The following is a 26,415-nucleotide window of genomic DNA, read 5'->3' as shown; positions in this document are numbered from 1 at the left end:
CCGTCCCGAACCTTAACTGGGTAAAAATGCTGCGTCAACCGACGAAGTGTGACGGGCACGGCATTTCCTAAAGTCCCTGCCGTGCCCGTTCCGATGCAGGACGCAATCGGAGAAAAGTAAAGCGTGAAGAATCAAAAACTAGAGTAACAGCTGGCCCGCCTTTGCTAACACCTGTGCGCCTGAACGCGCCGTCATGTCATAATTGTAAATATCTGTACGAAACTGCGTTTTACCATCGTCAGCGACCCAGGCGGTCAGGTAATAAAGGTTCACCGGGATGCGATGGCGAATAGAGACGTAGCGCGTGTCGCCCTCTTTCAGGGTGTTTGAAATACGTGAATCGTTCCAACCCGCATCCTGCAGCAGTAGATTTGCCAGATCGGAAGCCTTATTTACCCTCACGCATCCGGAACTGAGCGCCCGAATATCTTTCTGGAACAGATTATGATTTGGCGTGTCGTGCAGATAAATAGCGTCTGAACTTGGCATATTAAACTTGTAGCGGCCGAGCGAGTTGGTCGCGCCTGGCGCCTGGCGAACCCGGTAAGGGAAAGAGGCTGCCGAAACCATATGCCAGTCGATCATTGAAGGATCGATCACCTCTGCATCACTGCTCCAGCCAGAAAGCAGCGTATAGTTGTGTTTGAACAGGTAAGCCGGATCCTGCTTAACCTTCGGAATAATGTCCTGACGAACCAGTGAAGTCGGCACGTTCCACGGCGGATTCAGTACCACATTATTCAACGCACTGCGCATCAACGGCGTTTTTCGATCGGGACGGCCAACAATCACTCTCGATGCCAGAATCTGACTTCCGTTCAGATAATAGATCAACGAAAAGTTGGGAATATTAACCATAATCCCGTTGTGCATATCATCCGGCAGCAGCCGCAAGCGCTGGATATTCAGTGCCAGCAGAGAGGCCCGTAGCTGTGGCGAAACGTTCAGCCATTCCCGCGTACGTGGACCAATAGCGCCATCCGCTTCCAATCCCTGCCAGCGCTGGAAACGCTTCACGCCTTCCACCAGTTCAGCGGAATAGATCTGCCCCGGATTTGCTGGCAGAGCACTGCCGTTCACCTCTCCGGCAGGTTCTGGCGTGTTTGCCTGCGTGCTTTCAGCTACTGGCGCGGCAGAAGGGCTCACTACCGCATCCTCATCGACTACAGAAGCCGGTACCGCAGTCGTTGGCACCGCATCGTCATCAGGTTTAGGGGCGTCGTTGCCCGGCGTCAGCATGTTGGTTCGCTGCAAAATTTCGCGTAAGGCAGGCATGTCGTCACTGATCTGACCGGGACGCAGCGTTTGACGGCTGGCGAGCTGCGGCCATGGCCGGTTATCAGCCAGCAGCTTTTTTAACGCCTGATGCATTAACGCATACTGGGGATGCTGCGGCACCAGCGAAGCGACAAATACGCTGGTTGCACCGTGCTGTACTGCCTGCTGCCATTGATTAATGATGGATAATGCAGGGACGTCCAGTTTGTAAGGGACGTTGCTGTAGAGCCAGGTTTCCCCTTTTGCTGGCACTGTCGAAACAAACTGCAGGTATCCCAGCATGGCATCTGACAACACCACATCGCGAGCAAGCCCGGTAACGGATGGGTCGGTTAGCAGCCTCACCCATTGGGTAAACTGCGGCTGAACGCCTGAGATAGCAACCTCGGCCAGCTGCTGCTGAAATTGCTGCACGGCTTCACGATCCTGCCACATAGGCTGCATATCATAAGCCGCATACAGTGGCGCGAGCGTTTTCAAATAAAATGGACGATAGCCGGTCGCAAATAACGCCTGTAACCGTGACTGGGCATGAGAAACAGAGACGATAGTGTTTACCGGCGCAGCATAGGAAGGCGTAGCCGCAGCTGCCGGTAGCGTCTGTCCGAGTAACAGTGTCAGGCAACAGCCCGACCATAACCTTATAGCGTGTTTTGTCAGCAACATCCCTTGCCTCCTTAGCGTGTCGGAACAGACGATGACCATCTGTTGATTAGTCATTGTTAACAGTATAGAAAAGAAAACGGCACTTGCCGCGGTGCAGCAAATGCCGTGTAACAGATTAATCGCTGTGGCCGCTTTTTACTATCAATACTGCTGTAAAAACCGGACCATTTTTATCACAGAGTGAGCGGCTGCTCCTCTGACTCTTCCAGCGTATTTCTTGTTGCCGGTTCCGCCGCAAATCCACGCAGTCCAACGACATGCACGTGCTCGGTATTATTAATCACCTTACGCACCAGCTTGTAGGTGGTACCTTTTTCCGGACTGATATTTTCCGGCGCAGCAATGATTAACTGCATCTCAAGCCGATCGCAAAGTTCAAACAGCGTAGCGATAGATTTCGCATCCAGACGCGCGGCTTCATCGAGGAATAGCAGTCGGCAAGGAGAGATATCTTTGCCGCGCAGACGGCGAGACTCTTCTTCCCAGCTTTGCACCACCATCACCAGAATCGACATCCCGGTACCAATCGCTTCGCCCGTTGAAAGCGCCCCGCTTTCCGCACGCAGCCAGCCGTCTGAACCGCGATTAACCTCAACTTCCATTTCCAGATAGTTGCGGTAATCCAGCAGTTCCTCGCCGATCGTTTGCGGCGTACGCTGCCCCATATCGATCTGCGGATTCAGACGCTGATAGAGCTTAGCCAGTGCCTCAGAGAAGGTCAGACGATTGCTGTTAAACAGGTCCTGATGCTGTTCGTGCTGTTCCGACAGCACGTCCAGCAGCGTTGAATGCGACTCCCTCACGTTTACGTTAAGACGTACGCTTTGCACCTGACCGAAGCTCACGCTTTGCAGGCCCTGGTTCAGCTGGCGAATCCGGTTCTGCTCGCGCTGAATCGTTTTGCGAATGATGTTGGCGGCGCTGCGTGAGCTGATAGCCAACGTTTTTTCACGCGCCGTGAGCTCCTCGCTCAGGCGGTTCAGCTCGATTTCCATCTGCTCGATCGCTTCGACCGGATCGTCGGTGCGAATAATATCCTGACGAATACGTTCACGCAGATGCTGGTAAACGGCAATGAAGAATTCAATTTTTCGTTCAGGACGCTTAGGATCTTCGGACATCCGCAGGATATCGCGCAGATGTTCGTTATCCGCAACCGCCAGGCGTAGCGCACCTAACGCCTTATCCGACATGGAACGGAGTTCATCACCGCCCAGATAAGCCAGCTCGCGGCGATGCAGACGACGTTCCACTCCATTGTCTTTCACCATGCGCAGCACTGCCACCCATCCGGCTTTGGCGTTCACCACCTGCTCACGGCTCTGATGGTAGTCGCGCTCTACGCGCTTCAGTTTTTTCTGCAGTGCATCCATTTCTGCTTCGCAGAAGGTCAGTTGCTTCTCCAGCTGATTGCGGCGGGCGCGGTTGTTAGTCAGCGAGGAGTAGAGTTCGTCGCGTCGCAGACGGGCACGTTCTTCGGCGCTGGCATCCGCCTGCACGCCGATATCCTGCATTTCCTGCTGCAACTCTTTCAGCATGTCGCGCTTGGCATCATACGAACTTTTCAGCGAGGCCAGCACCTGAGAATATTGCGTAAGCTGCGCCTGATGGCCTTTCAATCGTTCACGGGCACGGGCACGCTCCGATTCGGCCTGCTCAAGACGACGACGCAGTTTTTCATTCAGATCGCTGTTGCCGTCCAGCATTCCGGCAGAATCAACGTAGCTAAAGTGCGTGCGGCGCTGAACAACTTCGGTAATGGCGAATGCCTGCTGGCGCGCTTCGCGCTGGGTCTGCTGCGCCTGCTGATAGTCCATCTTCAGCTGTTCGTGCTGCTCGGGATCGCTCTGCAATACTGACAGTAAAGGCTCAAGTTTTGCCAGGTGAGCCGCATGCTGTTGCAGGAAACGTGCGGCTTCCTGTGCCTCATCCAGACGCTCGAGGATTTCATCGTAGCGATCCTGTAAGGTCTCATCCAGCAGCAGACTGATACGCGGCATCAGGCGGTTCAGCTGAGCCACGCCCTCTTTGGCCTGCTCAAACTGCTGACGCTGCTGCTGATTTTCACTTTCATGAGCGCTGAGGGCGCGCTCCAGCTCGTTACGGCGGCCGTTAAGCTGACGCATTTCCGCTTCAGGATCTGCCTCAAACGCCACGCCAAGATGGCTACCGATAAAGCGGCTGAACGATTGATGCAGTCGCTGCGTTTTTTGCACGTCAAAGGACAAGGTGGCATAACGCTCGGCCAGCATTTCACGCTCCGCGTGCAGCAGTTCGAGCTGGTTTTCACGGGCAGCGCGGCCAAACAGCGGCACCTTTGGAAAACGTGAATAGCGCCACTGACGGTCGCCCGCCTTGACCACCACGGCCCGTTGCAGCTCTTCAACGTTGAAGACGCTGTCGTCAAAGGATTGCGGATCGCCTTCGATCAGGTAAAGATCTTCCGGGCACTCTTCCAGGCCATCCAGCTGCTCACGCACCAGCGAGAGATCGGGCACCACGATAGCGTGACGCGACGGACCGTAAAGCGCGGAGAAATAAGGCGCATCTTCAATCGTCACATCATCGTAGATTTCAGAAAGCAGCACGCCGCCAAAACGTTCAGCCAGGTTGTTCAGGCGGCTGTCATCCGCACCGCCCGGCTGGCTCAGACGCTCAATCTGATTTTCAATCTCGCGTTTGCGCGCGGAGACTTCGTCACGTTCAACAGTAGTTTCGCGTTCACGCTCCAGCAATTGCTGCATGAATTCAGTGACCTGCTGGCTGTTTTCCAGCGCCTGGCCCGTCTGTTCACTCAGCTGCGTTAGCGTTTCCTGCGCCGCCAGCCACTGTGGCGCCTGCCTGGTCAGGCGAGCGATACGGTCGCTGACCTGTTCCAGCTCCTGACGCATTGCCATCCGACGTTCGCCAGCGTCCGAGACGCTTTCCGTCAGTTGCTCAATTCGCGCTTCCAGCTCGTGCTGCAACGCTTCCAGATCTTCCGGCTCATACTGCTGACCGTGACGCTTGCAGAACTCGTTCAGCAAACGCTCGGCTTCCTGCTGTTCACGCAGGCGCTGCTCCATTTCTGCCAGGCGCGAACGCAGCGATTGCAGCTGTTCAGCGTGATAGCGCTGGTTGCTGGCATCACGCAGCAATTCGCGCCCGGTTTGATACGCATCGCTGCGGCTGACCGATCCGCCAATGCGCGTGACTAAATCAAATGCCTGTTCAAACTGGCTGTGCGCGGCTTCTGCCACGCTCATCTTCTGCTCAAGCATCAGCAGCCGGTCGGTGGCCTCCTGCTCACGTGCCTGGAAGGTTTCCTGCCACTCATCTGCATTATCAATATTCAGATCGCGGATCTGACAAATTTCCTGCGCGCGTTTTAAGGCACCCAGCGCCTGTTGATACTGAATTGCACGGGTTTGCTGGACGTCCAGCGCCTGCTGATAATCCGCCAGCTGGCTTTTCAGCTCATCCACTTCCAGCTCGGCGGCTTCCGCACGGGCTTCATTGTCTTCCTGCACTTCTCGTGCTTCGGCTACGACCTCGTTTTGCTCTTCCAGACGGTAGGTCAGCTCATCGATATCGCCTTCGTAGCGTTCGATTTTTTCCTGCTGACGCATTGCGGTTTGCACAAGATTGAGATGGTCGCTGGCGCTCTGGTAATCCGTTTCCAGATCGTTTTCCGCACCGTTATGCTCGGCCAGTTCGCGAGCCATCTCAATGTGACGATACTGCTCGCTCGCCAGCTGCTTACGGCTGCCGAACAGCTCGCTGCGTTGTTGGATGGCGCCATCGAGATGGATGCGTCGTTCATTGGCATGACGCATATAGTCGGCGGCCACATAGTTGGTCGCTTCGGTAATCAGATGCTTAAACAGATCGCGGTCGGACTGGGTGACGCGAATCGCTTCCAGCGTCATGCGGTTTTCACGCAGTGCGGCTTCCATGTCCTGGAACGCCTTGCGCACGCCGCCATTTTCCGGCAACAGGTAGTCACGCAGCGAGCGGGTGATGGCACTGGAGATACCGCCGTAGAGCGACGCTTCAATCAGGCGGTAATATTTGCTGCGGTCAGAAGCCGTACGAAGGCGACGCGCGACGATGCCCAGATCGAACATCACCGAGTGATAATCGGCAATCGAGTTGTACTGTTTAAACTGCACGCTTTCCATCGCTTCGAACTTATCTTTCAGTTCGCTAAGCGGTAAAACGCGCGCCTGACGCGCGTTGACCGTTTCAGTCAGCACTTCGGTCGGGTTGAGCGACATTGGCAGGCCATGGATACTGAAAGGCTTAATATCCACTTTGCGATCGCGGCCGGCAACCTGCTGTAACCGTACCCCAACGATAACGCGCTGATGAAGCGAGTTCACTACGTCAAGCGCGGCATAACAGACGCCCGGCCGTAATTTACCGTGCAGGCCTTTGTCTCGCGAACCCGAGGTCGCGCCCGCTTCCGTGGTGTTACGGAAATGCAGCAGTGTCAGGTCTGGGATCAGTGCAGTAACAAACGCCGCCATGGTCGTGGATTTACCGGCACCGTTACCGCCAGAGAGCGTGGTCACCAGCTCGTCCAGATCGAAGGTGCGGGCAAAAAAACCGTTCCAGTTAACCAGCGTCAGGGAGCGAAACTTTCCGCGTTCAATCATTTACTCATTCTCCGCGTTATCGGACCCGTTGCTGTCCTCTTCGCTGTCATCTTGTAATGCACGCGCGCTTTCGGTCGGCATTGCTTCGCCGTCTCTGATCATGCGAAGCTGCGCTTCACGGACATCGTCGCCACTGCGGACATCGGCCCCAAAGCGGAAAACGGATTCCATAATGCGAAATTTACTGCTGTCATTACCCATAAACCACACCATGCCCAGACGGCGCAGGCGGCTTAGCGAGGCACGCATTTTTTCCTGTAGCTTCTGTCGATCGAGGTCAGAACCCGTTGAGCGCTGGTTCACCAGCTTCAGCAGTTTGTTTTCGTCCGCCAGCGACAGCAGTTCGTCATACAGTTCCTGCTGGGTAAAAATCCCTTCATTGGCCAGGCGCTCAGGGCTGAGATAGAGGTAGCAGAGGATTTTTCCCACCATCATGTCCAGCTCGGAAAGCACCGAACGCGGGATCAGCGTGGTGGAACGCGGACGCAAATAAAAGAAACCTTCCGGCGCGCGGATCAGCTCCACGTTATAGCGGTGATAGAACTCTTCCAGGTACTCCTGGTAGTCCATCAAAAAGGCATGATTGTCTAATTCTTCAATGCCAATATGGCGACCGGCGCGAAGCTGACTGTCCAGCGCCGGAAAAATCGGATTAGCCAGCGCCATCGCCAGCTTAACCGGCATTACTTGTTCAATATTTATCGATGACATGCGCCTGTACCTTGGCTCCGTAATCATTAATGACCTGCCACTCTGCGGGCAGGCCGGAGAAATCTGCTTCGGCCACGCCTAAACGCACGGCCTGATCGACGACAATTCTTGCGACATCAAAATGACGCGCACGGGGATACTGGGCCAGATAGTCACGCATTACCATGCCCAGGTTGAGGGGTTTTTGCTGCGCCTTATAGATAGCCAGCGCCTCTTCAATCATGGCTGCCAGCTGTTCACGAATTTCATTAAATTCTTCGTATTCAAGCTCGGACGGCAGCTCGCCGGTGACTTCTTCATTACGCAGCGTCAGTTCTTCATCGCGCACGTCAAACAGGCGATCGGCGTTGGCATAAGTCAGCGCCCATGGATTATCGAAATAGTTTTGCACCGACTGACGCAGCCGCTGAGCGAACACGCGGTTTTTATCCATATCAATCGCGGTACGGATAAATTTATGCACGTGACGGTCATAGCCGATCCACAGGTCAATCGCCTGCTGGCCCCAGCTGATAATGCGGTCAAGTTTGTTTTGCAGATCGAACACCAGCTTGTCGATAAAGCCCAGATCCGGGCTGTTCAGCGTGGCATCCTGAATGCGCAGCAGATTGGCCTGGAGCTTGTCGCCAGCCGCTTCAAGCGTATCCTGTAGCTCGCGCAGCGTACCTGACGTTTCGTTCAGCAACAGTTCACAGCTGGAGATCGCTGCACGCCAGTCTTTGTTTAAAAGCTGGGCGATATCGTCTTTCACCGCCTGCTGCTGCTCATCCATGATGCGCTGCGTGATATCGATGCTGTCGAAAATTTCCGCGACGGAATATTTCAATGGCGCAAAAACGTTACGATGCCAGTGAAAATCATCACCATCTTCATCGGCGGCATCGGCCGCGCGTTTGAGTTCACCGGCCACAATCGACAGCTGCATGGAAAGTCGCAACGTGGAGAATTCGCGCTGGCGGATGTAATAATCCGTAATGCCGATGGCCAGCGGCGTCAGTCGATAAATCGCATGACCTTCCGCATGTTCGCTGGTGAAACGGTTAAGTAAACGCTGACGTACCATATCGTTGATCGCGTTATTAGCACGAACGCCAACGGTTTCACTGGTCTGCTCAAAACCTTCACTGACATGGCGGAAAGCATCTGTCAGTTCGCCCTCGCTCATTTCGCCATCCATGCGCTCGCCGTTGAGGGTGGCTACTGCCAGCAAAAATGCCAGACGTTCGGTGGGCAACGAGACGGAAAAGTCATTTTTTCGCGCCCAGGCAACCAGTTCCGGTACTGTCTGGGAAAATTCACTCATGGTTCGTCCTGTTTATGGGCTTCCGCGCGGTAACGTGGATATAACGGCCCAAACTTAAAAAAGGTTCCTGACGGCAGAAGCGTTTTTCCAGCGCCAGAATTTCTTCGAATCTTTCGGTTTGCTTGTTTTTGTCACGCATGTAATCGTGAAAAACCCGCACGCCAGCTTTATTTTCAATTTCAAAGCCGGCCTCGCTTAACCAGCGATAAACCTGCTCCGGTTCTCGCGGATAGTCAGGCGACAGCGTTTTGCGTTTGCGCTTACGTAAATCGGCCTGCATATAGCCAAAATTGCCCAGCACCAGCGTTTGCATCATCAGTCCGTTGAGGTTGTAAAACATCAGCGAAAGAACGCCGCCGGGTGCCAGCGTGTTGTATAACGCAGCCAGCACGGCTTCAGGATCGGCGACCCATTCCAGCACAGCGTGAAACAATACCAGATCGACAGGCTGATCCAAATGTTGACCCACCTGTTGCGCGCTAATTTGTTTAAATTGCATGTGCTCGCTCACACCTTTTTCTTCGGCATTGAGGCGCGCGCGCTGTAGCATTTCTTCAGATAAATCGCAGAGCAAGACCTGGTGTCCGAGGCTGGCAAGGCCGCAGGCAATTTGCCCCTCGCCGCCACCAGCATCCAGTACCTTAAGGGGACCCGTAGGCAGAGTGGCTAAAATCGCTTCCAGCTCCTGCCAGACAATGGCCTGGCGGATGCGGCCTTTGGTGGTACCGTAGATATTCTGCGAAAATTTTTCCGCGATATCATCAAAGTTGCGGTCCTGCATAAAGGTCTCCGGGCTGGGCAAAAGGTGAATCCGGCGGCTATTTTGGCATACACTGGCGGAGAATGAACCTTTCCGTCACTGCTTCGCTCTCGGGTGGCGTTTTTTCGGACAAAAGGAACCCGTTTCCATGCTTTTTGCGTTAAAAAAAGTGACCGGTAGCCTGTTACTGCCCCTGCCCTTGCTGCTGATAGTGATGGCGAGTGGTCTTTTATTGCTCTGGTTCAGTCGCTGGCAGAAAACCGGCAAAATAATCCTTTCTTCCGCCTGGCTGTTATCGCTGCTCATCAGCCTGCAACCGATTGCCGACAGCATGCTTGCGCCGATTGAAAACCGCTATGCCACCTGGACGGATCGGCAAAAAGTCGATTATGTGGTGGTGCTGGGCGGCGGCTATACGTGGAATCCGAATTGGGCGCCGGGGTCAAATATGATCGGTAACAGCTTGCCGAGGTTGGTGGAAGGCATTCGCCTGTGGCGGGAAAATCCAGGTTCAAAAATGATTTTTACCGGCGCTGCGGCTCAGCGCAACCCGGTCAGTTCGGCAGACGTTAGTACGCGCGTAGCACAGTCGCTGGGCGTGCCAGACTCAGACATTATTACTCTTGATAAGCCACGCGATACGCGTCAGGAAGCGAGGGAAGTGGCTCACGTTGTCGGCAATCGCCCTTTTCTGCTGGTGACATCGGCTTCGCATTTACCGCGCGCCATGATCTTCTTTCAGGCGCAAGGTTTGCATCCGCTGCCTGCACCGGCTAACCAGCTGGCGATTACCTCGCCGCTTAACTTCTGGGAGAAAGCGATCCCTTCCGCTATGTGGCTTAGCCACAGCGAACGCGCCATTTACGAGTCGCTGGGCCGCCTGTGGCAAAGCCTGACCGCACAAGAAGCCTCACTCTCCGAGCCAGGGGCCGATTGAGCGGGCAGCAACATCGAAGCGCTGCCGGTTAAACTGGCCGGTATGGAGCAAACGGTCAGTTTCATCCCACAGCGTGTAGAGCCAGCGACGGGCAATAAAACCCTCATCAACGGGCGCCTGTTTGAGATAATGGAACAGCAGCGCCTCGCCCGCCCCCTCTTCACAAAGGCGGAAAAGATCGTATTCACGCGGAGCCCAAAGCATTGGGCCCGGGCTTACCATCGACAATAGCTGATCGCTCCAGGCTTCTTTTAGCATGCTGCGCAGGGTGACGTTACCGTGCACCAGCACACAAGGATCGTCAAAATCTTCAAACAGCGTGGCAAGATTTTGGCGGCAGCGAAACAGCAGGCGGTGATCGTCCATGGACAGCAGATCCGGACGCATAAAGCCCAGCGTCGACCACAAAACCTCAACCCGCTGCTTATACCACGTCGGCCAGTCGTTTTCCTGCGAGCTGTCCACGTTGCCGACCAGACCATGGCTGTCAATACGATGCCAGGCCAGCAACGCCTCGACTATCTGCTCCTGAAGCTGGAGCCAGCGGCCGGGCGTCCGGGTTGGCGCTTCTACCGAAACGCCGCCCATTCTTTCAAGCAGCAATACCTCATGAACCGGCGGCTCCTGGCTGACCATCATACCGTATACCGTAGGCATGCGGATGGTGCTGTCGCGAGCCAGCATTGAAAGCTTGTAGGCTTCCTGCGAAGCGATCCCTTTGATATTAAAATATTTTGCTACCAGCGGCAGCGAATGGCCGTGGCGGTCATAAAGCGAGTAAAGACTGGCATAAGGTTGTTCACTGACACACTCAAGGCGGCTCAGCGTTTCGCCAAGCACCAGTGAAAGTTCCGAACGAAGTTGTTCCATCTTCTGCTCCTCTGTCGCACTCTGTTAAGCATGGACCCATTGACCCATTTTTACCCTGGCGGATCGCAAAGAGCAGAAAAAAAGGGCCCGCAGCGGCCCTTTAAAATTTACTTCATCGCGGTACGAACGCGGGCCAGATCTTCTGGCGTGTCGACGCCCACACTGGGGATCGCTTTGGCGACATCTACATGGATTTTTTCGCCGTACCACAGCACACGAAGCTGCTCCAGCAGCTCAATTTGCTCCAGCGGGCTGGGTTGCCAGCTTACGTAGCGACGAATAAAACCCGCGCGATAACCGTAAATACCAATGTGGCGCAGAAAATGGTCGCCGATGGTTTCACGCGAGGCGGTAAAGCGTTCGCGATCCCAGGGGATAGTGGCGCGCGAAAAATAGAGTGCATAACCTTTCGCATCCATCACTACCTTCACCGCGTTCGGATTGAAAGCTTCTTCAGCCGACTCGATGGGTACCGCCAGCGTGGCCATACCGGCTTCGCTTTTTGCCAAATTCTCAGCCACCTGGCGAATAATAACCGGCGGGATCATCGGCTCATCACCCTGAACGTTAACAATTACCGTATCGTCGGCAAACTGATAGCGCTCAATCACTTCAGCCAGGCGCTCGGTTCCCGACTGATGATCGGCGCGGGTCATACAAACTTCCCCGCCTGCCGCTTCAACCGCTCGCGCTACTTCATCGTTATCGGTGGCGACAATGACGCGCTCGGCACCTGATTCAAGCGCTCGCGCCATTACATGCACAACCATTGGCTTGCCATGAATATCTACCAACGGTTTTCCCGGCAAACGCGTGGAGGCGAAACGCGCAGGAATGATAGCGACAAAACTCATGGATGGCTCTCTTCCAGTGACAGCGAGCGCGCTTCTACTTCCAGCAGGACAGGAATGCCGTCACGAAACGGGTAAGCCAGACCGTCAGGTTTGCAAATAAGCTCCTGCTGATCTTTGTTGTAATACAGCTTGCCGTGACAAACCGGACAAGCAACGATTTCAAGTAAACGATGATCCATGATATCTCCGTGGTGGACCCGGTCAGACAGATTATTAGAATATCATAGCTCGACGCAGAGCAGTTAACCTCCCCGTCGCGGTTATAGCAACCAGCTTTTATGCCAGACGGTGGCAAGCTCAGGCGGCAGTCTGTTCAGCTCGACTTTTTCCGCCGCCTGCCAGCGTGCAAAACGAGAGATCGCCTGCTGCAAATCGTCCCGCAGCGACTGCGTTATTTTGACGCCCGGTTCCAGCCAGAGCTGTTTGATCAGCAGGACTTTTTCCTGTCGCAGCATTTTCGCGTCCAGTCGCCCTTTCAGTTCGCCACGGTGCAGGATCGGCAGAACAAAATAGCCATATTGCCGCTTCGCTGCTGGGGTGTAACATTCCAGACGATAGTCAAAGCCGAACAGCTCAAGCGCACGCCTGCGATCCCAGACAACAGGATCAAAAGGAGAAAGCACGGCCGTATGCGTGGCGGCCGGCAAGTTCTCAAGCAGGGGTAACAGCGAGGAATGTACATAGCCTTGCCCTAACTGTTCTATCTCAACGTCCACGACTTCCCCTGAAGCAAGCCATTCTGCTAGCGTCTCTTTAACCGGTGCGCGCTTAAGACGATAATAGTCCGGTAACCAGCCGGCACGGAATACGCCAAGACTTGCCGCACTGTTGCGCAGCAGCTGCTGCACCGCTTCCGATTCCGCCACCGCATGAACCGCATCATCCCAGTCAGGTAAAACCCGTTGACGAAGATCGTAAACCCGCTGGAAGTTACGCCGTTCTGTCACCATTAATTCCCCCGCGCTAAACAAATTTTCCAGATGCCGCTTATGGGGTTTCCAGGCCCACCAGCCCGGTTTCTGGCCGGGTGGCGCGGCGAAATCCGCTGCTCTAACCGGGCCTTTTTCACGGATATAGTCAATCAGTTGCGCAATTTCCTGCTGCCAGGTGTTTACCCATTCACTGTTATATTTCCAGCCAAGATGCTGTGGGTTAAGCATACGATGCCGCAGCAGCGGGTAGTCTTCCGCGGGAATAAAACAGGCTTCGTGCGCCCAGTACTCAAACAGTTTTCCCTGACTCAGCGCGTCGCCCAGCCATTGCTGCGGATAATCGCCAAGACGGCTGAACAGCACCAGATAAGGGCTGCGGGCAACAACGTGAATTGTGTCGATTTGCAATAAAGCGATCTGGCGGATGGTGCGGGTAATATCAGCAAATTGTGCTTTACGCCTGGCCGGACGCAACAGGCCCTGAGCCGCCAGATGAAGGTGACGAGCCTGCTTTAGCGAAAGGCAAAGAGAGGTCATAATGCATCCCAATTAATAAGATGCATTAAGTTTAGCGCCTTTTTTCAGCGTATTAACGCGTAGATTTTAGTGCGGCAATACGACTTAGCAGATCGTCGCTTTGTGCAGGCGGAAAATCGGCGTTAACCGGTAAATACCACCAGTTGGCCGCTGCAAAATGCCTGGCCTTAACAGCATCTTTCTCGGTCATCAGCAGCGTTTGTTCGGGTGTTACCAGCGATGTCAGTTGAGATTCACTGTAGGCATGGTGATCGGCAAAGGGGACTTCCTTTTCCAGAATAACGCCCTGCTGACGCAGCGTGGCAAAGAAGCGTGGCGGATGACCAATGCCAGCCATTGCCACGACGCCGGTAAGCGAAGAGACGGGCTGAGTTATCCCGGTTTTAAGATTTACCGCCCGGGCCGGAACCAGCTGCATAGATATTTCATTTTCTAACGCCTCTCCGCCATTAGTAATGACTGCGTTAACGCTACGCAGACGAGAAGCCCGCTCGCGCATTGGTCCGGCGGGCAGCCACCAGCCATTACCGAAACGGCGCTTGCCATCAATGACGACGATTTCAAAGTCTCTCGCCAGCGCATAATGTTGCAGGCCATCATCAGTGATGATGATGTCGATATCATCCTGCTGAAGCAGTGCCTGCACCGCTTCTTTTCTGCGAGGTGACACGGCGACGGCTGCCCCGGTCCGCTGATAAATCAGTACCGGTTCGTCGCCTGCTTGTGCTGTGGTTGTCTGCGCATTCAGCACCAATGGATAGCGGTCTGCTTTGCCGCCATAACCTCTGGAAACAACGCCCGGTTTAAATCCGCGCTGTTGCAAAGCCTGCACCAGCCAGATGACAACGGGCGTTTTCCCGTTGCCTCCTGCCGTCAAATTTCCTACGACAACAACCGGTACAGGCGCCCGCCAGGCTTTCCGCCAGCCCCAACGATAGCTCAGGCGGATCAGATTAGCGATCAGCCCATACAGCCAGCTCAGCGGCAGAAGCAGCAGCCAAAGCGCAGAGCGCCCGCTCCAGATACGTTCAATCATTGACCAAACTGCATCTTGTGAAGCTGCGCGTAAGCACCGTTTTTCTCCAGCAGCTCTGCGTGGCTGCCGCGTTCAACGATATGGCCATCTTCCACCACCACAATCTCATCGGCTTTTTCAATCGTAGAAAGGCGGTGAGCAATAACCAGCGAAGTGCGGTTTTTTTGCAGTTCATCGAGCGCAGACTGGATTGCACGCTCTGATTCAGTATCGAGCGCTGAAGTTGCCTCATCAAGGATCAGAATTGGGCAATCTCGCAGAAGGGCGCGCGCAATAGCGATACGCTGGCGCTGGCCACCTGATAGCAATACGCCATTTTCACCAATCACCGTATCCAGACCCTGATCCATTTTATTGATGAAATCCATCGCATGCGCCATTTCGGCTGCCTTTTCTATCTGCTCGCGACTGTATTTTTCATGGCGGGCGTAGGCGATGTTATTGGCAACCGTGTCGTTAAACAGGTGAACGTTCTGCGAAACCAGCGCAACCTGATTACGTAGCGAACTGAGCGTATATTCCCGCAAATCATGGCCATCCATCAGGATTTCTCCCTGTTGGATATCGTAGAAGCGCGTCATCAGGCTCGCGATAGTCGATTTGCCGGAACCAGAACGGCCTACCAGCGCGACCGTTTTCCCTTCAGGGATCGACAGGTTGATATTGTGTAACGCAGGCGTTTCGCGTCCCGGATAGGTAAAGGTCACGTTGCGGAACTCTATGTCTCCACGCGCACGTTCGATCGTACGGCTACCGGTATCCGTTTCCTGCTCGCTATCCAGAATGGAGAACAGCGTCTGACAGGCTGCCATGCCGCGCTGGAACTGAGCGTTAACGTTGGTCAATGACTTCAGCGGACGCATCAGGCCAAACATCGAGGTAAAGACCACGGTAATAGTACCGGCGGTCAGCGTCGCCATTACGCTCGGGAAACTGGCGGCATACAAGACAAAGGCCAGCGCCAGGGAGGCAATCAGCTGAATAATTGGATCGGAAATGGAGGAGGCAGAAACCAGCTTCATGCCCTGCTGGCGCATGCGGTTACTGACGCGCTCAAAACGCTCGCTCTCAATCTGCTGTCCACCAAAAATCAGCACTTCTTTATGCCCTTTCAGCATCTGCTCGGCGCTGGTTGTGACCTGCCCCATGGTGTTCTGCATGCCTTTACTGATATTACGAAAGCGCTTAGAGACCGTGCGAATAGCAAAAGAGACCACCGGCGCGAGTAAAATCAGGATCAGAGACAGCTGCCAGCTGTAATAGAACATCATGATAAACAGGCCAATAATAGAGGCACCTTCACGAACAACCGTTACCAGCGCGCTGGAAGAGGAAGAAGCGACCTGTTCAGAATCGTAAGTAATTCGTGAAAGCAGCGTACCTGTCGACTGTTGATCAAAAAACGCTACAGGCATGCCCATCATATGGCTGAACAAACGACGCCGCATGCTCATGACCACGTTGCCGGAAACCCACGAGATGCAGTAGCTTGAGATATAGCTTGATACACCACGTACCAGCATTAAGCCGATGACCACCAGCGGCATCCAGATCAGTACAGAAGTATCCGCTTTACCAAAACCGTCATCCAGTAATGGCTTCAGCAACGACATCATCAGCACATCACCCGCCGCGTTAATAATGAGTGCAACGGACGATACAGCCAGTCCTGCTTTAAATGGTTTGATCATCGGCCAGAGGCGTTGAAAAGTCTGCCAGGTGGAGAGATCTTTATCCTGATGCATTATTTAACCAGCTTTAATTGAAATAGCCGCTTATTCTACCTGGATTAACGTGGTACGCCAAACCACTGATGATACCAACGGGACATTATTTGCGCTCTTAACCGCAAAACACGCCAGTTTTCATTGAAAAATTCTATGCGGACTTGCCCATCCGCTGCCGTGTCATACCATTGGTAACCATTCTCTTTATAACGAGAAATGATACGATCGGCAGGAAATTTCCATGCGCTATAACGCGCCGCCGAGGCCAGTGCCGCTTTTCCGCCCACGCTTCTCAGCAAAGGCGGCATTGACGATGTTCCGCTGCCATGATGAGGAACCTGAATGACCTCAGCCTGCAATGCTGAGCGGTACAATTTCACTATTTCCAACTCGGCAGGCGCTTCAATATCGCCGGTTAATAACACGCGCCATTTGCCATCCGTCACCGCAACGACACACGACTGATTGTTGCCTGCCTGAGGCTCCTGATGCCGTGGCCAAATGGCCTGAAATCTCAAGGATTGCCAGCGCCAGCTAACACCCTGATGGCAAGGCAAATGCCCTGACTTGTTTAATCCGCTATGAATAACGGCCTGTGGGAAAGCAGTCTGTAAACTTTCCAGGCCGCCAATATGATCTAAGTGCCCGTGACTGAGAACAATATGCTGCACTGTTAGCCCCTGCCAGCGTAACCAGGGCAGAATGTGGCTAAGCGCCGCGTCTCCTCCAATCCACTGATTGCCGGTATCATACAGGGTAGCTTTTCCCTGCTGTGAAATGGCCACCGCAAGGCCATGCCCAACGTCCAGCATATCAAGGCGCCATTCCGGCTGGCGGATATTCAGCCGCCAGCATCCCACGGAAAGACAAAGCCCAATCACGGCGAAGGGTGACGTTCGCCACCAGCCGAAGCGCCCCGTCGCCAGAATCAGCCAGGCGAGCATACTCAACCATAGCCCTTCGCGGTCAACAAAGATCCAACCGGCTGGCAGCGCCTGAAGCGGCCGAAATACCAGCATCAGCGTCTGGTCGACAGCCCACCACAGCAAGGAACTCAGCGGATTAAAATAGTCCAGTAAAATAGCGCAAAGGATTAATGGTACTGTCAGTAGAGTAACCAGGGGTACGGCCCACAGATTAGCCAGCAGCGCGCTCAGGCTGATACCATGAAATATCATTATTTGCACCGGCATGAGCAGCAAAAAAAGTCCTGCCTGTAAATGCAGCAGGCGCAGTAGTAACCAGCGTTTTTTTGCCATAAAGCGTGCTGGCAATGGAAACCATTGATACCAGAATAGCAGACCCGCTACCGCTACTGCCGACAGCCAAAGGCTGTCTGAAAGCATACTCAGCGGATCGAAAAACACGATGACCGCAATGCAGAGTGCCCAAACCTGCCAGTTTGTACAGCATCGCCCCTTCAGCCGTAGCAAACTCCAGGTAATGAGTGCCAGAATTGCCCGCATTGCAGGCGCGCTGCCACCTGACATCCAGCTGTAAATCAGCGCCATTACCAGGCTTCCTGCCAGAGGTAAGCGATAGCCTATCCAGTGCGCACGAAAACACAGTTGTAATAGTCGTGTTATAAGCCAGCCCAGACTGGCTGCCAGGCCGATATGCATGCCGGATATCGCCATCAGATGCGCGGTGCCAGTTTCTCGCAGAAGGGTTTTTATCTCTGTGCTCATCTCTCCTCTGTCACCAAAGGCGAGCGCTGAGATAACGGCTTGCCATGGCAAACCATCATATTTCTGTCGGCGACTTTCTATAATTTTCTCACGCCAGCCACAACTGCTGTTAACTGGCTGCATGCTAAGGATTTTACCGGTCAATGGCATGCTGTTTGCCAGAGCAAAACGTTGGGAATCAAAGCCGCCTTCGTTGAGCCTTGCATGCACGGGACGAAGCCGTAGCCGCATTTTCCAGCGCTGGCCGCCACAAAATTTTTGTGGGATATTTTTCAGGCTTAACTGAGCATAAATCGGAGAAAAAAAGGGCTGTTCAGCGGCCTGAACAATCCTTACCCTCATCCTCTCTGTTAACGGCTGCACCTGGTCAATAATCACCGTAGCTTCAAGAGGGCGTGCGGAGAGGAAATGAATTTGCCGCACGAGTTCTCTTCCTGGCGTGATCATCCAGAGAAAAAGTAATAACAGGATTGCGCCTTCTTTAAGCCATTGCTGACGACAGGCCAGAAATATCGTGCCTGTTGCCATCAAAACCCAGTCGTACTTTGCGTCGGGTAACTGGGAAAGAAAGGTAAGCGGTAGCGCTGCGATGATCGTCCACATCGACAGCCTGCTAAGGCTGTAAGGCATAGTTAACTCTCCATGTTGTCTGTTACGGAGAGTGTGGCGCATTATCTATGAGGTAACCGCAAGCTGATATTTTGTTTCAGAGCCAATGCGCAAAGTTTTTCGCGATTTACTGCATGCGGCAAAATATTTTGTGAAACACCTTCCAGCTTTGGCTGCACGAAATTATGGCAAAAAAAAACGACACCGAAGTGTCGTTTTATTGCTGTAATGCGTAAGCTCTAGCCGTAAATATTCGCGCGATCGCGCAGCTCTTTACCTGGCTTAAAGTGTGGAACGTATTTACCTTCCAACTCTACTTTGTCACCCGTTTTCGGGTTACGGCCAGTTCGAGGTGCACGATAGTGCAAAGAAAAACTGCCGAAGCCCCGGATTTCGATGCGTTCACCCTGCGCCAATGTGGTCGCCATGTGCTCAAGCATCTCTTTTACCGCATCCTCAACGACTTTCGCCGGAATATGAGAGTGCTGGCCAGCAAGTCTTTCAATCAGTTCTGACTTGGTCATAAATCCTCCGGTTAATCCCTTTAGGAAAAAGCTCTGACAGTGATGGCTATTTCAGGGCAACCTGAGCTGCCCTGATGCAAGCGCAATTACTCGCCTTTAGCTGCTTTAAATGCTTCAGCCATAGCGTTAGAGAAGTTACCGTCTTCCTGTTTAGCGTTCACAGTATTGATGGCTTCTTTCTCGTCTGCCTGGTCTTTAGCACGTACAGACAGGCTAACAACGCGGTTTTTACGATCAACACCGGTGAATTTAGCTTCAACATCGTCGCCAACATTCAGAACCAGAGTTGCGTCTTCTACGCGGTCAACAGAAGCTTCTGAAGCGCGCAGGTAACCTTCAACGCCGTCAGCTAATTCAACTGTAGCACCTTTAGCGTCAACTGCAGTCACTTTACCGTTAACAATTGCACCTTTCTTGTTCAGAGAGATGTAGTTGTTGAACGGATCTTCTGCCAGCTGCTTAACGCCCAGGGAGATACGCTCGCGCTCTGCGTCAACCTGCAGAACCACCGCAGCGATTTCGTCGCCTTTCTTGTATTCACGAACTGCTTCTTCTCCGGTAGCGTTCCAGGAGATGTCAGACAGGTGAACCAGGCCGTCGATGCCGCCGTCCAGGCCGATGAAGATACCGAAGTCAGTGATTGACTTGATTTTACCTTCAACACGGTCGCCCTTGTTGTGGGTTTCCGCGAACTGCTGCCATGGGTTAGATTTGCACTGCTTCAGACCCAGGGAGATACGACGACGTTCTTCATCGATGTCCAGAACCATAACTTCAACAACATCGCCAACGTTAACAACTTTAGACGGATGAATGTTTTTGTTGGTCCAGTCCATTTCTGAAACGTGTACCAGGCCTTCAACGCCTTCTTCGATTTCAACGAAGCAGCCGTAGTCGGTCAGGTTAGTTACACGGCCAGTCAGACGAGTGCCTTCTGGGTAACGCTTAGCGATAGCGACCCATGGATCTTCGCCCAGCTGTTTCAGACCCAGAGAAACACGGGTGCGCTCGCGGTCGAACTTCAGCACTTTAACTGTGATTTCGTCGCCAACATTCACGATTTCGCTTGGATGCTTAACGCGTTTCCATGCCATATCAGTGATGTGCAGCAGGCCGTCAACGCCGCCCAGATCAACGAATGCACCGTAGTCAGTCAGGTTCTTAACGATACCTTTAACTTCCATGCCTTCCTGCAGGTTTTCCAGCAGCTGATCGCGCTCTGCGCTGTTTTCGGATTCGATAACCGCACGACGTGAAACCACCACGTTGTTACGTTTCTGATCCAGCTTGATTACTTTGAACTCAAGCTCTTTGCCTTCCAGGTGCAGCGTGTCACGTACTGGACGCACATCAACCAGAGAACCTGGCAGGAACGCACGAATACCGTTCAGCTCAACAGTGAAGCCACCTTTAACTTTGCCGTTGATAACACCGGTAACAGTTTCAGCGTCTTCGTAAGCTTTTTCCAGCGTGATCCAAGCTTCATGACGTTTAGCTTTCTCACGGGACAGCAGGGTTTCACCGAAGCCGTCTTCTACTGCATCCAGAGCAACGTCAACTTCGTCGCCAACCTGGATTTCCAGTTCGCCGGCTGCGTTTTTGAACTGCTCTGCAGGAATTGCAGATTCAGATTTCAGGCCCGCATCAACCAGAACAACGTCTTTGTCGATAGAGACAACAACGCCACGAACGATGGAACCCGGGCGGGTTTCGATTGTTTTTAAGGATTCTTCAAATAGTTGAGCAAAAGATTCAGTCATATTGATAATCTTCAGGATTCTTCAATTTAACGTCCACCTGACTTCCTGCCGGATGGGGTTGTTTCACATGCCCCATGACATCCATATCAAAGGGTTAAGAAAATCGGTTACTGCGATGCTACAGCGACAGAGCGAGTTTTTCACGCGCATGATTAAGCGAAATTTCAATCACTTGCTCAATGGACATGCTGGTTGAATCCAGTACTAACGCATCCTCTGCCGGCCTTAAAGGCGCAATCGAACGATTCCGATCGCGCTCATCGCGCTCTTTTATCTCGGATAAAAGGCGTTCAAAGTTAACATTAAAGCCTTTCTCCTGCAACTGTAGCATACGGCGGTTAGCACGCTCTTCAGAGCTGGCATCCAGGAAAATCTTTACTGGCGCATCTGGAAACACGACTGTTCCCATATCTCGGCCGTCTGCAATCAGACCGGGTGCCTCGCGAAAAGCGCGTTGACGACGCAGCAGCGCTTCACGAACGCGAGGGAAAGCAGCAACTTTAGATGCAGTGTTGCTGACATCCTGAGTACGAATTTCACCGGAGACGTTTTCGCCTTCCAGGATCACTTCCATCTCGCCGTTGATGGATACAAAACGCACGTCAAGATGAGCGGCGATTGGCACCAGCGCCTCTTCCGAAGTGATGTCCACCTGATGATGCAACGCCGCAAGTGCCAGAACACGATAGATGGCGCCTGAATCCAGCAGATGCCACCGCAGCGCCTCAGCCATCGCTTTACACAAGGTCCCTTTACCGGCACCGCTAGGGCCATCAATAGTGATCACCGGGGCTATAGCCGTCATATCATTCTCCTGTCGGTGGATGTCTGTTGACTTACTCAGACAAAGATCGCCGCGCATTATACGCTGCTCTCGCCCCGATCGTTACCCCCTAAGCATAGACGTCCCCAAATTAATCGGTCAGCGTCAGATGATTTTGATGATAGTTATGCTCTGGAGCGTGAGGAGTCTCGCAAGTCTGCTGTACATGACGACAGCAGACTTGCAAAGTTATGCTGGCTGGCTGAGCCGGGCAAACTGCTCAAAATAGTCTGGGAAAGTTTTTGCCGTACAGCCTGGGTCAAGAATCGTGACGGCTGTAGAAGAAAGGGCTACCAGCGAGAAACACATCGCCATACGATGATCGTTATAAGTACCGATTTCAGCAAACAGGATCTTTTCTGGCGGGGTGACACGAATGTAGTCGTGTCCTTCTTCAACTTCCGCACCAACTTTACGTAACTCAGTTGCCATCGCAGCCAAACGATCGGTTTCTTTCACACGCCAGTTATAGATATTTCTCATTACCGTTGTCCCTTTAGCAAAGAGAGCAGCGGTAGCGATAGTCATAGCAGCGTCAGGGATATGATTCATATCCAAATCAATTGCATTTAGCTCTCCACGCGTACAGGCAATATAATCATCACCCCACTCTACGGTAGCCCCCATCTTTTCCAGTACGTCAGCAAAGCGGATATCGCCCTGCATACTGTTGCGGCCAATTCCGGTCACTTTTATCGTACCGCCCTTAATTGCCGCCGCGGCCAGGAAGTAGGAAGCAGAAGAGGCGTCACCTTCGACAAGATACTCGCCAGGCGAAACATACTGCTGGTTGCCCGCAATATGGAATACGCCGTAGCTGTCGTTCTGTACGTTAACGCCGAAGGTTTTCATCAGATTAAGGGTGATATCAATATAAGGTTTAGAAACCAGATCGCCCTTAATAACGATTTTCGTATCGGCAGACGCAAGGGGTGCCGTCATTAACAACGCGGTGAGGAACTGACTTGATACGCTACCGTCAACGGTAACTTCACCACCGATAAAACCACCTTTAAGACGCAGCGGCGGATAGTTTTCCTGTTCCAGATAGTCAATTTGCGCGCCGCCCTGACGCAAAGCATCAACCAGATGGCCAATAGGACGCTCTTTCATGCGCGGCTCGCCAGTCAGGACAATATTATTGCTTCCCAGACATAGTGCAGCAGCCAACGGACGCATAGCCGTACCTGCATTTCCCAGGAATAATTCCAGCGACTGGTCTGCATGCAACGGGCCACCCTGTCCGGTAATTTCGCAGACGGTACGCTGTTCTGACAGCGTGTAGCTCACGCCTAATGCCTCAAGAGCAGTGAGCATATGGCGTACATCGTCACTGTCTAACAGATTAGTCAGGCGAGTCGTACCTTTTGCGAGGGCAGCCAGAAGCAGTGCACGGTTAGAAACGCTTTTAGACCCGGGAAGATTAACGGTACCATCCACCAGCGCGACAGGTTGTAGTGTCAGAGATTCCTGCATGTGAAACTTATTCTCCAAATAAAATGCAATAAAACCCCGCAAAGCTGCAGGGTTTTCAATTTTAGAACCGCACCACCGCTTTAGCCGTGACGACGTTCAAAATCAATCATAAAATCAGTTAACGCCTGCACGCCTTCGAGCGGCATAGCATTGTAAATCGACGCACGCATCCCGCCTACCGCGCGATGCCCTTTCAGCGAATGCAGACCCGCTGCTACCGACTCTTCGATAAACACGCTGTCCAATGTGGCATCCGCCAGCTGGAACGGAATGTTCATCCGCGAGCGGTTACGCCCGGCGACATCATTACGATAAAAATCACTGTTATCGATAGTGCCATATAAGAGGTCAGCTTTAGCCTGATTACGCTTATTCAGTTCACCTACCCCGCCCTGCTCTTTTAGCCATTTAAAGACCAGACCAGAAAGGTACCATGCAAAAGTAGGCGGCGTGTTGAACATAGAATCGTTGTCGCTTAATACCTTGTAATCAAGAATTGATGGCAAGGCTTGCTGGGCTTTACCCAATAAGTCTTCGCGGACGACAACAAGCGTCAGGCCTGCAGGGCCGATATTTTTTTGCGCTCCCGCGTAAATTACGCCGTAACGGTTAATATCCAGAGGGCGAGAAAGGATGGTCGATGATAAATCAGCTACCGCAATTTTGTCGCCGAAATCAGGCTCTTCATCAATAGCGATACCATCAATAGTTTCATTGGGGCAGTAGTGCACATAGGCCGCTTCGTCTGACAACGACCAGCTGCTCATTGGGGTAATCGCCCGCAACCCATCAAGCGTTGTTTTGGCATCAATAACGTTAGGAGTGCAATATTTTGTCGCTTCTTTAATAGCGCTTTGTGCCCAGTAGCCGCCATCGACATAATCTGCTGTTGAGTGGTTACCCAGCAGATTCATCGGCACTGCCGCAAACTGCGCGCGCGCGCCACCGTGACAGAATAATACTTTGTAGTTGGCGGGGATTTTCAGCAGATCGCGAAAATCTTTCTCTGCCTCTTCAGCAACCTGAGTGAATTCTTTACTACGATGACTGACCTCCATAACGGAGGTTCCTAAACCCTGCCAGTTGCAGAGTTCCTGTTCGGCACGACGCAGCACTTCTACCGGCAGCATCGCTGGACCGGAGCTAAAATTGAAAACCTGGCTCATTTCCCCTCACCACTTTCTGTTCAATCGGTTCGATTCTGCTATCGGTTTTATCATCGCCATCCGTTAGCTGCAATGTTTAATCCGGTAAGCCGACCAGTTCCGGATGACATCCCGCAACAGCTTGTAAGGGTTAATGTAATGATAGCGATATTTTGTGAGGCAATATCCGCAATGGCTTTTTCTCGCTAACACAGCAGGATAAAAATGCCATGATAGGGACCATGAAATTATCCAGGTCGGATAGCGAATCAGGTGGAAACACCGTATCATTGCGCGCTTTCGGCACAACCCAAAACGAGTGGGCTTTACCTATGACGCAAACTTATATTCCAGGCAAAGATGCCGCGTTGGAAGACTCAATTACACGCTTTCAGCAAAAACTACAGGATCTGGGCTTCAATATTGAAGAAGCGTCCTGGCTGAATCCCGTTCCGCATGTCTGGTCAGTCCATATTCGCGATCGTGACTGCCCACTGTGTTTTACCAATGGTAAAGGTGCCAGTAAAAAAGCTGCGCTGGCTTCTGCCCTGGGCGAATACTTTGAACGCCTGTCGACCAACTACTTTTTTGCGGACTTCTGGCTGGGCAAATCCATTGCAAAGGGTGACTTTGTCCATTATCCCAATGAAAAATGGTTTCCGCTGCCGGAGGACGACAGCCTTCCTGAAGGCATTCTCGATGCTCGCCTGACGGCTTTTTACGATCCAGAACAGTCGGTCAGCGCCAGCGATTTAATTGACCTTCAGTCGGGCAATGCCGCCCGCGGGATTTGCGGTCTGCCCTTTACCCGCCAGTCCGATCAGCAAACGGTTTATATTCCGATGAATATCATCGGCAATTTGTACGTGTCGAACGGCATGTCAGCGGGCAATACGGCGAACGAAGCGCGGGTTCAGGGGCTCTCAGAAGTTTTTGAACGTTATATTAAAAACCGCATTATTGCCGAATCCATTAGTCTCCCAGAAATTCCTCAGGAAGTGCTTAACCGCTATCCGGGTGTTGTAGAGTCAATTAACAAACTGGAAGCCGAAGGTTTTCCGATCTTCTCTTACGATGCCTCATTAGGTGGCAAGTATCCCGTGATCTGCGTGGTACTTTTCAATCCTGAAAATGGTACCTGCTTTGCTTCCTTTGGTGCACATCCTGATTTTGGCGTTGCGCTTGAGCGCACCGTGACCGAGCTATTGCAGGGTCGTAGCCTGAAAGATCTCGACGTATTTACGCCACCGACTTTCGACGATGAAGAAGTGGCTGAACACGCTAATCTGGAAACACACTTCATTGATTCCAGCGGCTTGATCTCCTGGGATATGTTTAAGGATGAAGCAGATTATCCGTTTGCAGACTGGAGCTTTGCCGGCACTACTGAAGAAGAATTCGCCACGCTGATGGCCATCTTTAAGGCAGAGGACCAGGAAGTCTATATTGCGGATTATCAGCATCTTGACGTGTATGCCTGTCGAATCATCGTACCTGGCATGTCTGATATTTATCCAGCTGAAGATTTACTGTTAGCAAACAACAGTATGGGCGCTTATCTGCGCGATACGCTGCTCTCTTTACCAGAAAGCCAGTGGGAAAAAGAAGACTATTTAGCGTTAATTGAGCGGCTGGACGAAGACGGCCATGATGATTTCACACGTGTTCGTGAACTTTTAGGCCTGGCAACCGGAAAAGATAACGGTTGGTATACACTGCGCATTGGTGAACTGAAGGCTATGCTGGCCCTTGCCGGTGGTGATATTGATCAAGCGCTGATTTGGACTGAATGGACCATGGAGTTCAATGCGTCAATCTTTACACCTGCTCGCGCGAACTACTATCGCTGCTTACAAACCCTGCTGCTACTGAGCCTGGAAGAGGAACGCGATCCTGTTCAGTATCATCATGCTTTTGTACGTATGTATGGACAGGATGCGGTGGATGCGGCATCAGCAGCCATTAGTGGCGAAGCGCCATTCTATGGACTGCAGAATGTGGATGATGAATTGTTGGCCTTCCCGGCGCATCAATCACTACTTGCCGCTTATGAAAAACTCCAGCAGGCAAAACGCCGCTACTGGAAATAATCTTTTGATGGCCTGCATATTATTGCAGGCCATCGTTTAATAATTAGATCCA

The 26,415-nt window shown here is 52.7% G+C and carries 19 protein-coding genes; 2 read left to right on the top strand and 17 right to left on the bottom strand.

Going from position 1 to position 26,415, the window contains the following annotated elements; translation table 11 throughout:
- Window positions 1-138: 138 nt before the first annotated feature.
- From ldtD to cmoM, 5 genes are all read right to left on the bottom strand, one after another.
- A complete protein-coding gene (gene ldtD, locus EHV07_RS07750; protein ID WP_147196652.1) occupies window positions 139-1,944 on the bottom strand; it encodes a L,D-transpeptidase in 1,806 nt (601 codons plus the stop codon).
- Window positions 1,945-2,117: 173 nt separating this feature from the next.
- The gene (gene mukB, locus EHV07_RS07745) at window positions 2,118-6,581 is read right to left on the bottom strand and encodes a chromosome partition protein MukB (RefSeq protein ID WP_147196649.1); all 4,464 of its coding nucleotides are present in this window, start codon (window positions 6,579-6,581) and stop codon (window positions 2,118-2,120) included.
- Window positions 6,582-7,292, bottom strand: coding sequence for a chromosome partition protein MukE (gene mukE, locus EHV07_RS07740; RefSeq protein ID WP_147196647.1), 711 nt, complete (start codon window positions 7,290-7,292; stop codon window positions 6,582-6,584).
- Window positions 7,273-8,595 (bottom strand): chromosome partition protein MukF, encoded by a 1,323-nt coding sequence (mukF, locus tag EHV07_RS07735; RefSeq protein ID WP_147196645.1) that lies wholly within the window; start codon window positions 8,593-8,595, stop codon window positions 7,273-7,275. Before mukF ends, mukE begins: the two co-directional genes overlap by 20 nt.
- Window positions 8,588-9,376, bottom strand: a complete 789-nt coding sequence (gene cmoM, locus EHV07_RS07730; RefSeq protein WP_147196643.1) for a tRNA uridine 5-oxyacetic acid(34) methyltransferase CmoM — start codon at window positions 9,374-9,376, stop codon at window positions 8,588-8,590. Before cmoM ends, mukF begins: the two co-directional genes overlap by 8 nt.
- Window positions 9,377-9,503: 127 nt before the next feature.
- Here cmoM and elyC point away from each other — a divergent pair, with 127 nt between their 5' ends.
- Entirely contained in the window at window positions 9,504-10,292 is a 789-nt protein-coding gene (elyC, locus tag EHV07_RS07725) for an envelope biogenesis factor ElyC (protein WP_147196641.1), read from the top strand.
- Here elyC and EHV07_RS07720 read toward each other — a convergent pair.
- The 12 genes from EHV07_RS07720 to serC all read right to left on the bottom strand — a co-directional run bounded on the left by EHV07_RS07720 (window position 10,266) and on the right by serC (window position 24,294).
- Window positions 10,266-11,162, bottom strand: a complete 897-nt coding sequence (locus EHV07_RS07720) for a YcbJ family phosphotransferase (RefSeq protein ID WP_147196639.1) — start codon at window positions 11,160-11,162, stop codon at window positions 10,266-10,268. The genes elyC and EHV07_RS07720 overlap by 27 nt on opposite strands.
- 107 nt (window positions 11,163-11,269) lie before the next feature.
- Window positions 11,270-12,016, bottom strand: coding sequence for a 3-deoxy-manno-octulosonate cytidylyltransferase (gene kdsB, locus EHV07_RS07715; protein ID WP_147196637.1), 747 nt, complete (start codon window positions 12,014-12,016; stop codon window positions 11,270-11,272).
- Window positions 12,013-12,195, bottom strand: a complete 183-nt coding sequence (locus EHV07_RS07710; RefSeq protein ID WP_147196635.1) for a Trm112 family protein — start codon at window positions 12,193-12,195, stop codon at window positions 12,013-12,015. The genes kdsB and EHV07_RS07710 overlap by 4 nt, the downstream gene beginning before the upstream one ends.
- An 81-nt stretch (window positions 12,196-12,276) precedes the next feature.
- Window positions 12,277-13,485, bottom strand: a complete 1,209-nt coding sequence (locus EHV07_RS07705) for a winged helix-turn-helix domain-containing protein (protein ID WP_147196633.1) — start codon at window positions 13,483-13,485, stop codon at window positions 12,277-12,279.
- 52 nt (window positions 13,486-13,537) lie between these two features.
- Window positions 13,538-14,521 (bottom strand): tetraacyldisaccharide 4'-kinase, encoded by a 984-nt coding sequence (gene lpxK, locus EHV07_RS07700; RefSeq protein WP_147196631.1) that lies wholly within the window; start codon window positions 14,519-14,521, stop codon window positions 13,538-13,540.
- Window positions 14,518-16,266 (bottom strand): lipid A ABC transporter ATP-binding protein/permease MsbA, encoded by a 1,749-nt coding sequence (gene msbA / locus EHV07_RS07695; protein ID WP_147196629.1) that lies wholly within the window; start codon window positions 16,264-16,266, stop codon window positions 14,518-14,520. The genes lpxK and msbA overlap by 4 nt, the downstream gene beginning before the upstream one ends.
- 44 nt (window positions 16,267-16,310) lie before the next feature.
- The gene (locus EHV07_RS07690) at window positions 16,311-18,566 is read right to left on the bottom strand and encodes a ComEC family protein (RefSeq protein ID WP_147196626.1); all 2,256 of its coding nucleotides are present in this window, start codon (window positions 18,564-18,566) and stop codon (window positions 16,311-16,313) included.
- A 218-nt stretch (window positions 18,567-18,784) separates the two neighbouring features.
- Window positions 18,785-19,069, bottom strand: coding sequence for an integration host factor subunit beta (gene ihfB / locus EHV07_RS07685; RefSeq protein WP_013201528.1), 285 nt, complete (start codon window positions 19,067-19,069; stop codon window positions 18,785-18,787).
- An 86-nt stretch (window positions 19,070-19,155) separates the two neighbouring features.
- Window positions 19,156-20,829, bottom strand: a complete 1,674-nt coding sequence (gene rpsA, locus EHV07_RS07680; RefSeq protein ID WP_147196624.1) for a 30S ribosomal protein S1 — start codon at window positions 20,827-20,829, stop codon at window positions 19,156-19,158.
- 118 nt (window positions 20,830-20,947) lie between these two features.
- On the bottom strand, window positions 20,948-21,634 hold the full coding sequence (gene cmk, locus EHV07_RS07675; protein ID WP_147196621.1) for a (d)CMP kinase: 687 nt from the start codon (window positions 21,632-21,634) through the stop codon (window positions 20,948-20,950).
- 207 nt (window positions 21,635-21,841) lie between these two features.
- Window positions 21,842-23,128 (bottom strand): 3-phosphoshikimate 1-carboxyvinyltransferase, encoded by a 1,287-nt coding sequence (gene aroA / locus EHV07_RS07670; protein ID WP_147196619.1) that lies wholly within the window; start codon window positions 23,126-23,128, stop codon window positions 21,842-21,844.
- An 80-nt stretch (window positions 23,129-23,208) separates the two neighbouring features.
- The gene (gene serC, locus EHV07_RS07665) at window positions 23,209-24,294 is read right to left on the bottom strand and encodes a 3-phosphoserine/phosphohydroxythreonine transaminase (protein ID WP_147196617.1); all 1,086 of its coding nucleotides are present in this window, start codon (window positions 24,292-24,294) and stop codon (window positions 23,209-23,211) included.
- A gap of 311 nt (window positions 24,295-24,605) precedes the next feature.
- Here serC and ycaO point away from each other — a divergent pair, with 311 nt between their 5' ends.
- Window positions 24,606-26,363, top strand: a complete 1,758-nt coding sequence (gene ycaO, locus EHV07_RS07660; protein ID WP_147200562.1) for a 30S ribosomal protein S12 methylthiotransferase accessory factor YcaO — start codon at window positions 24,606-24,608, stop codon at window positions 26,361-26,363.
- Window positions 26,364-26,415 lie beyond the last annotated feature (52 nt).

It is taken from the genome of Pantoea sp. CCBC3-3-1 (assembly GCF_007981265.1).
Lineage (GTDB): Bacteria > Pseudomonadota > Gammaproteobacteria > Enterobacterales > Enterobacteriaceae > Erwinia.
Note: the sequence above shows the minus strand (reverse complement) of the source record. Positions and strands in the feature narration are given on the sequence as shown.

Coding starts and splice junctions, on each gene's coding strand:
- ldtD (WP_147196652.1), bottom strand. CDS start 1,944: ATGTTGCTGACAAAACACGCTATAAGGTTATGGTCGGGCTGTTGCCTG.
- mukB (WP_147196649.1), bottom strand. CDS start 6,581: ATGATTGAACGCGGAAAGTTTCGCTCCCTGACGCTGGTTAACTGGAAC.
- mukE (WP_147196647.1), bottom strand. CDS start 7,292: ATGTCATCGATAAATATTGAACAAGTAATGCCGGTTAAGCTGGCGATG.
- mukF (WP_147196645.1), bottom strand. CDS start 8,595: ATGAGTGAATTTTCCCAGACAGTACCGGAACTGGTTGCCTGGGCGCGA.
- cmoM (WP_147196643.1), bottom strand. CDS start 9,376: ATGCAGGACCGCAACTTTGATGATATCGCGGAAAAATTTTCGCAGAAT.
- elyC (WP_147196641.1), top strand. CDS start 9,504: ATGCTTTTTGCGTTAAAAAAAGTGACCGGTAGCCTGTTACTGCCCCTG.
- EHV07_RS07720 (WP_147196639.1), bottom strand. CDS start 11,162: ATGGAACAACTTCGTTCGGAACTTTCACTGGTGCTTGGCGAAACGCTG.
- kdsB (WP_147196637.1), bottom strand. CDS start 12,016: ATGAGTTTTGTCGCTATCATTCCTGCGCGTTTCGCCTCCACGCGTTTG.
- EHV07_RS07710 (WP_147196635.1), bottom strand. CDS start 12,195: ATGGATCATCGTTTACTTGAAATCGTTGCTTGTCCGGTTTGTCACGGC.
- EHV07_RS07705 (WP_147196633.1), bottom strand. CDS start 13,485: ATGACCTCTCTTTGCCTTTCGCTAAAGCAGGCTCGTCACCTTCATCTG.
- lpxK (WP_147196631.1), bottom strand. CDS start 14,521: ATGATTGAACGTATCTGGAGCGGGCGCTCTGCGCTTTGGCTGCTGCTT.
- msbA (WP_147196629.1), bottom strand. CDS start 16,266: ATGCATCAGGATAAAGATCTCTCCACCTGGCAGACTTTTCAACGCCTC.
- EHV07_RS07690 (WP_147196626.1), bottom strand. CDS start 18,566: ATGCCTTACAGCCTTAGCAGGCTGTCGATGTGGACGATCATCGCAGCG.
- ihfB (WP_013201528.1), bottom strand. CDS start 19,069: ATGACCAAGTCAGAACTGATTGAAAGACTTGCTGGCCAGCACTCTCAT.
- rpsA (WP_147196624.1), bottom strand. CDS start 20,829: ATGACTGAATCTTTTGCTCAACTATTTGAAGAATCCTTAAAAACAATC.
- cmk (WP_147196621.1), bottom strand. CDS start 21,634: ATGACGGCTATAGCCCCGGTGATCACTATTGATGGCCCTAGCGGTGCC.
- aroA (WP_147196619.1), bottom strand. CDS start 23,128: ATGCAGGAATCTCTGACACTACAACCTGTCGCGCTGGTGGATGGTACC.
- serC (WP_147196617.1), bottom strand. CDS start 24,294: ATGAGCCAGGTTTTCAATTTTAGCTCCGGTCCAGCGATGCTGCCGGTA.
- ycaO (WP_147200562.1), top strand. CDS start 24,606: ATGACGCAAACTTATATTCCAGGCAAAGATGCCGCGTTGGAAGACTCA.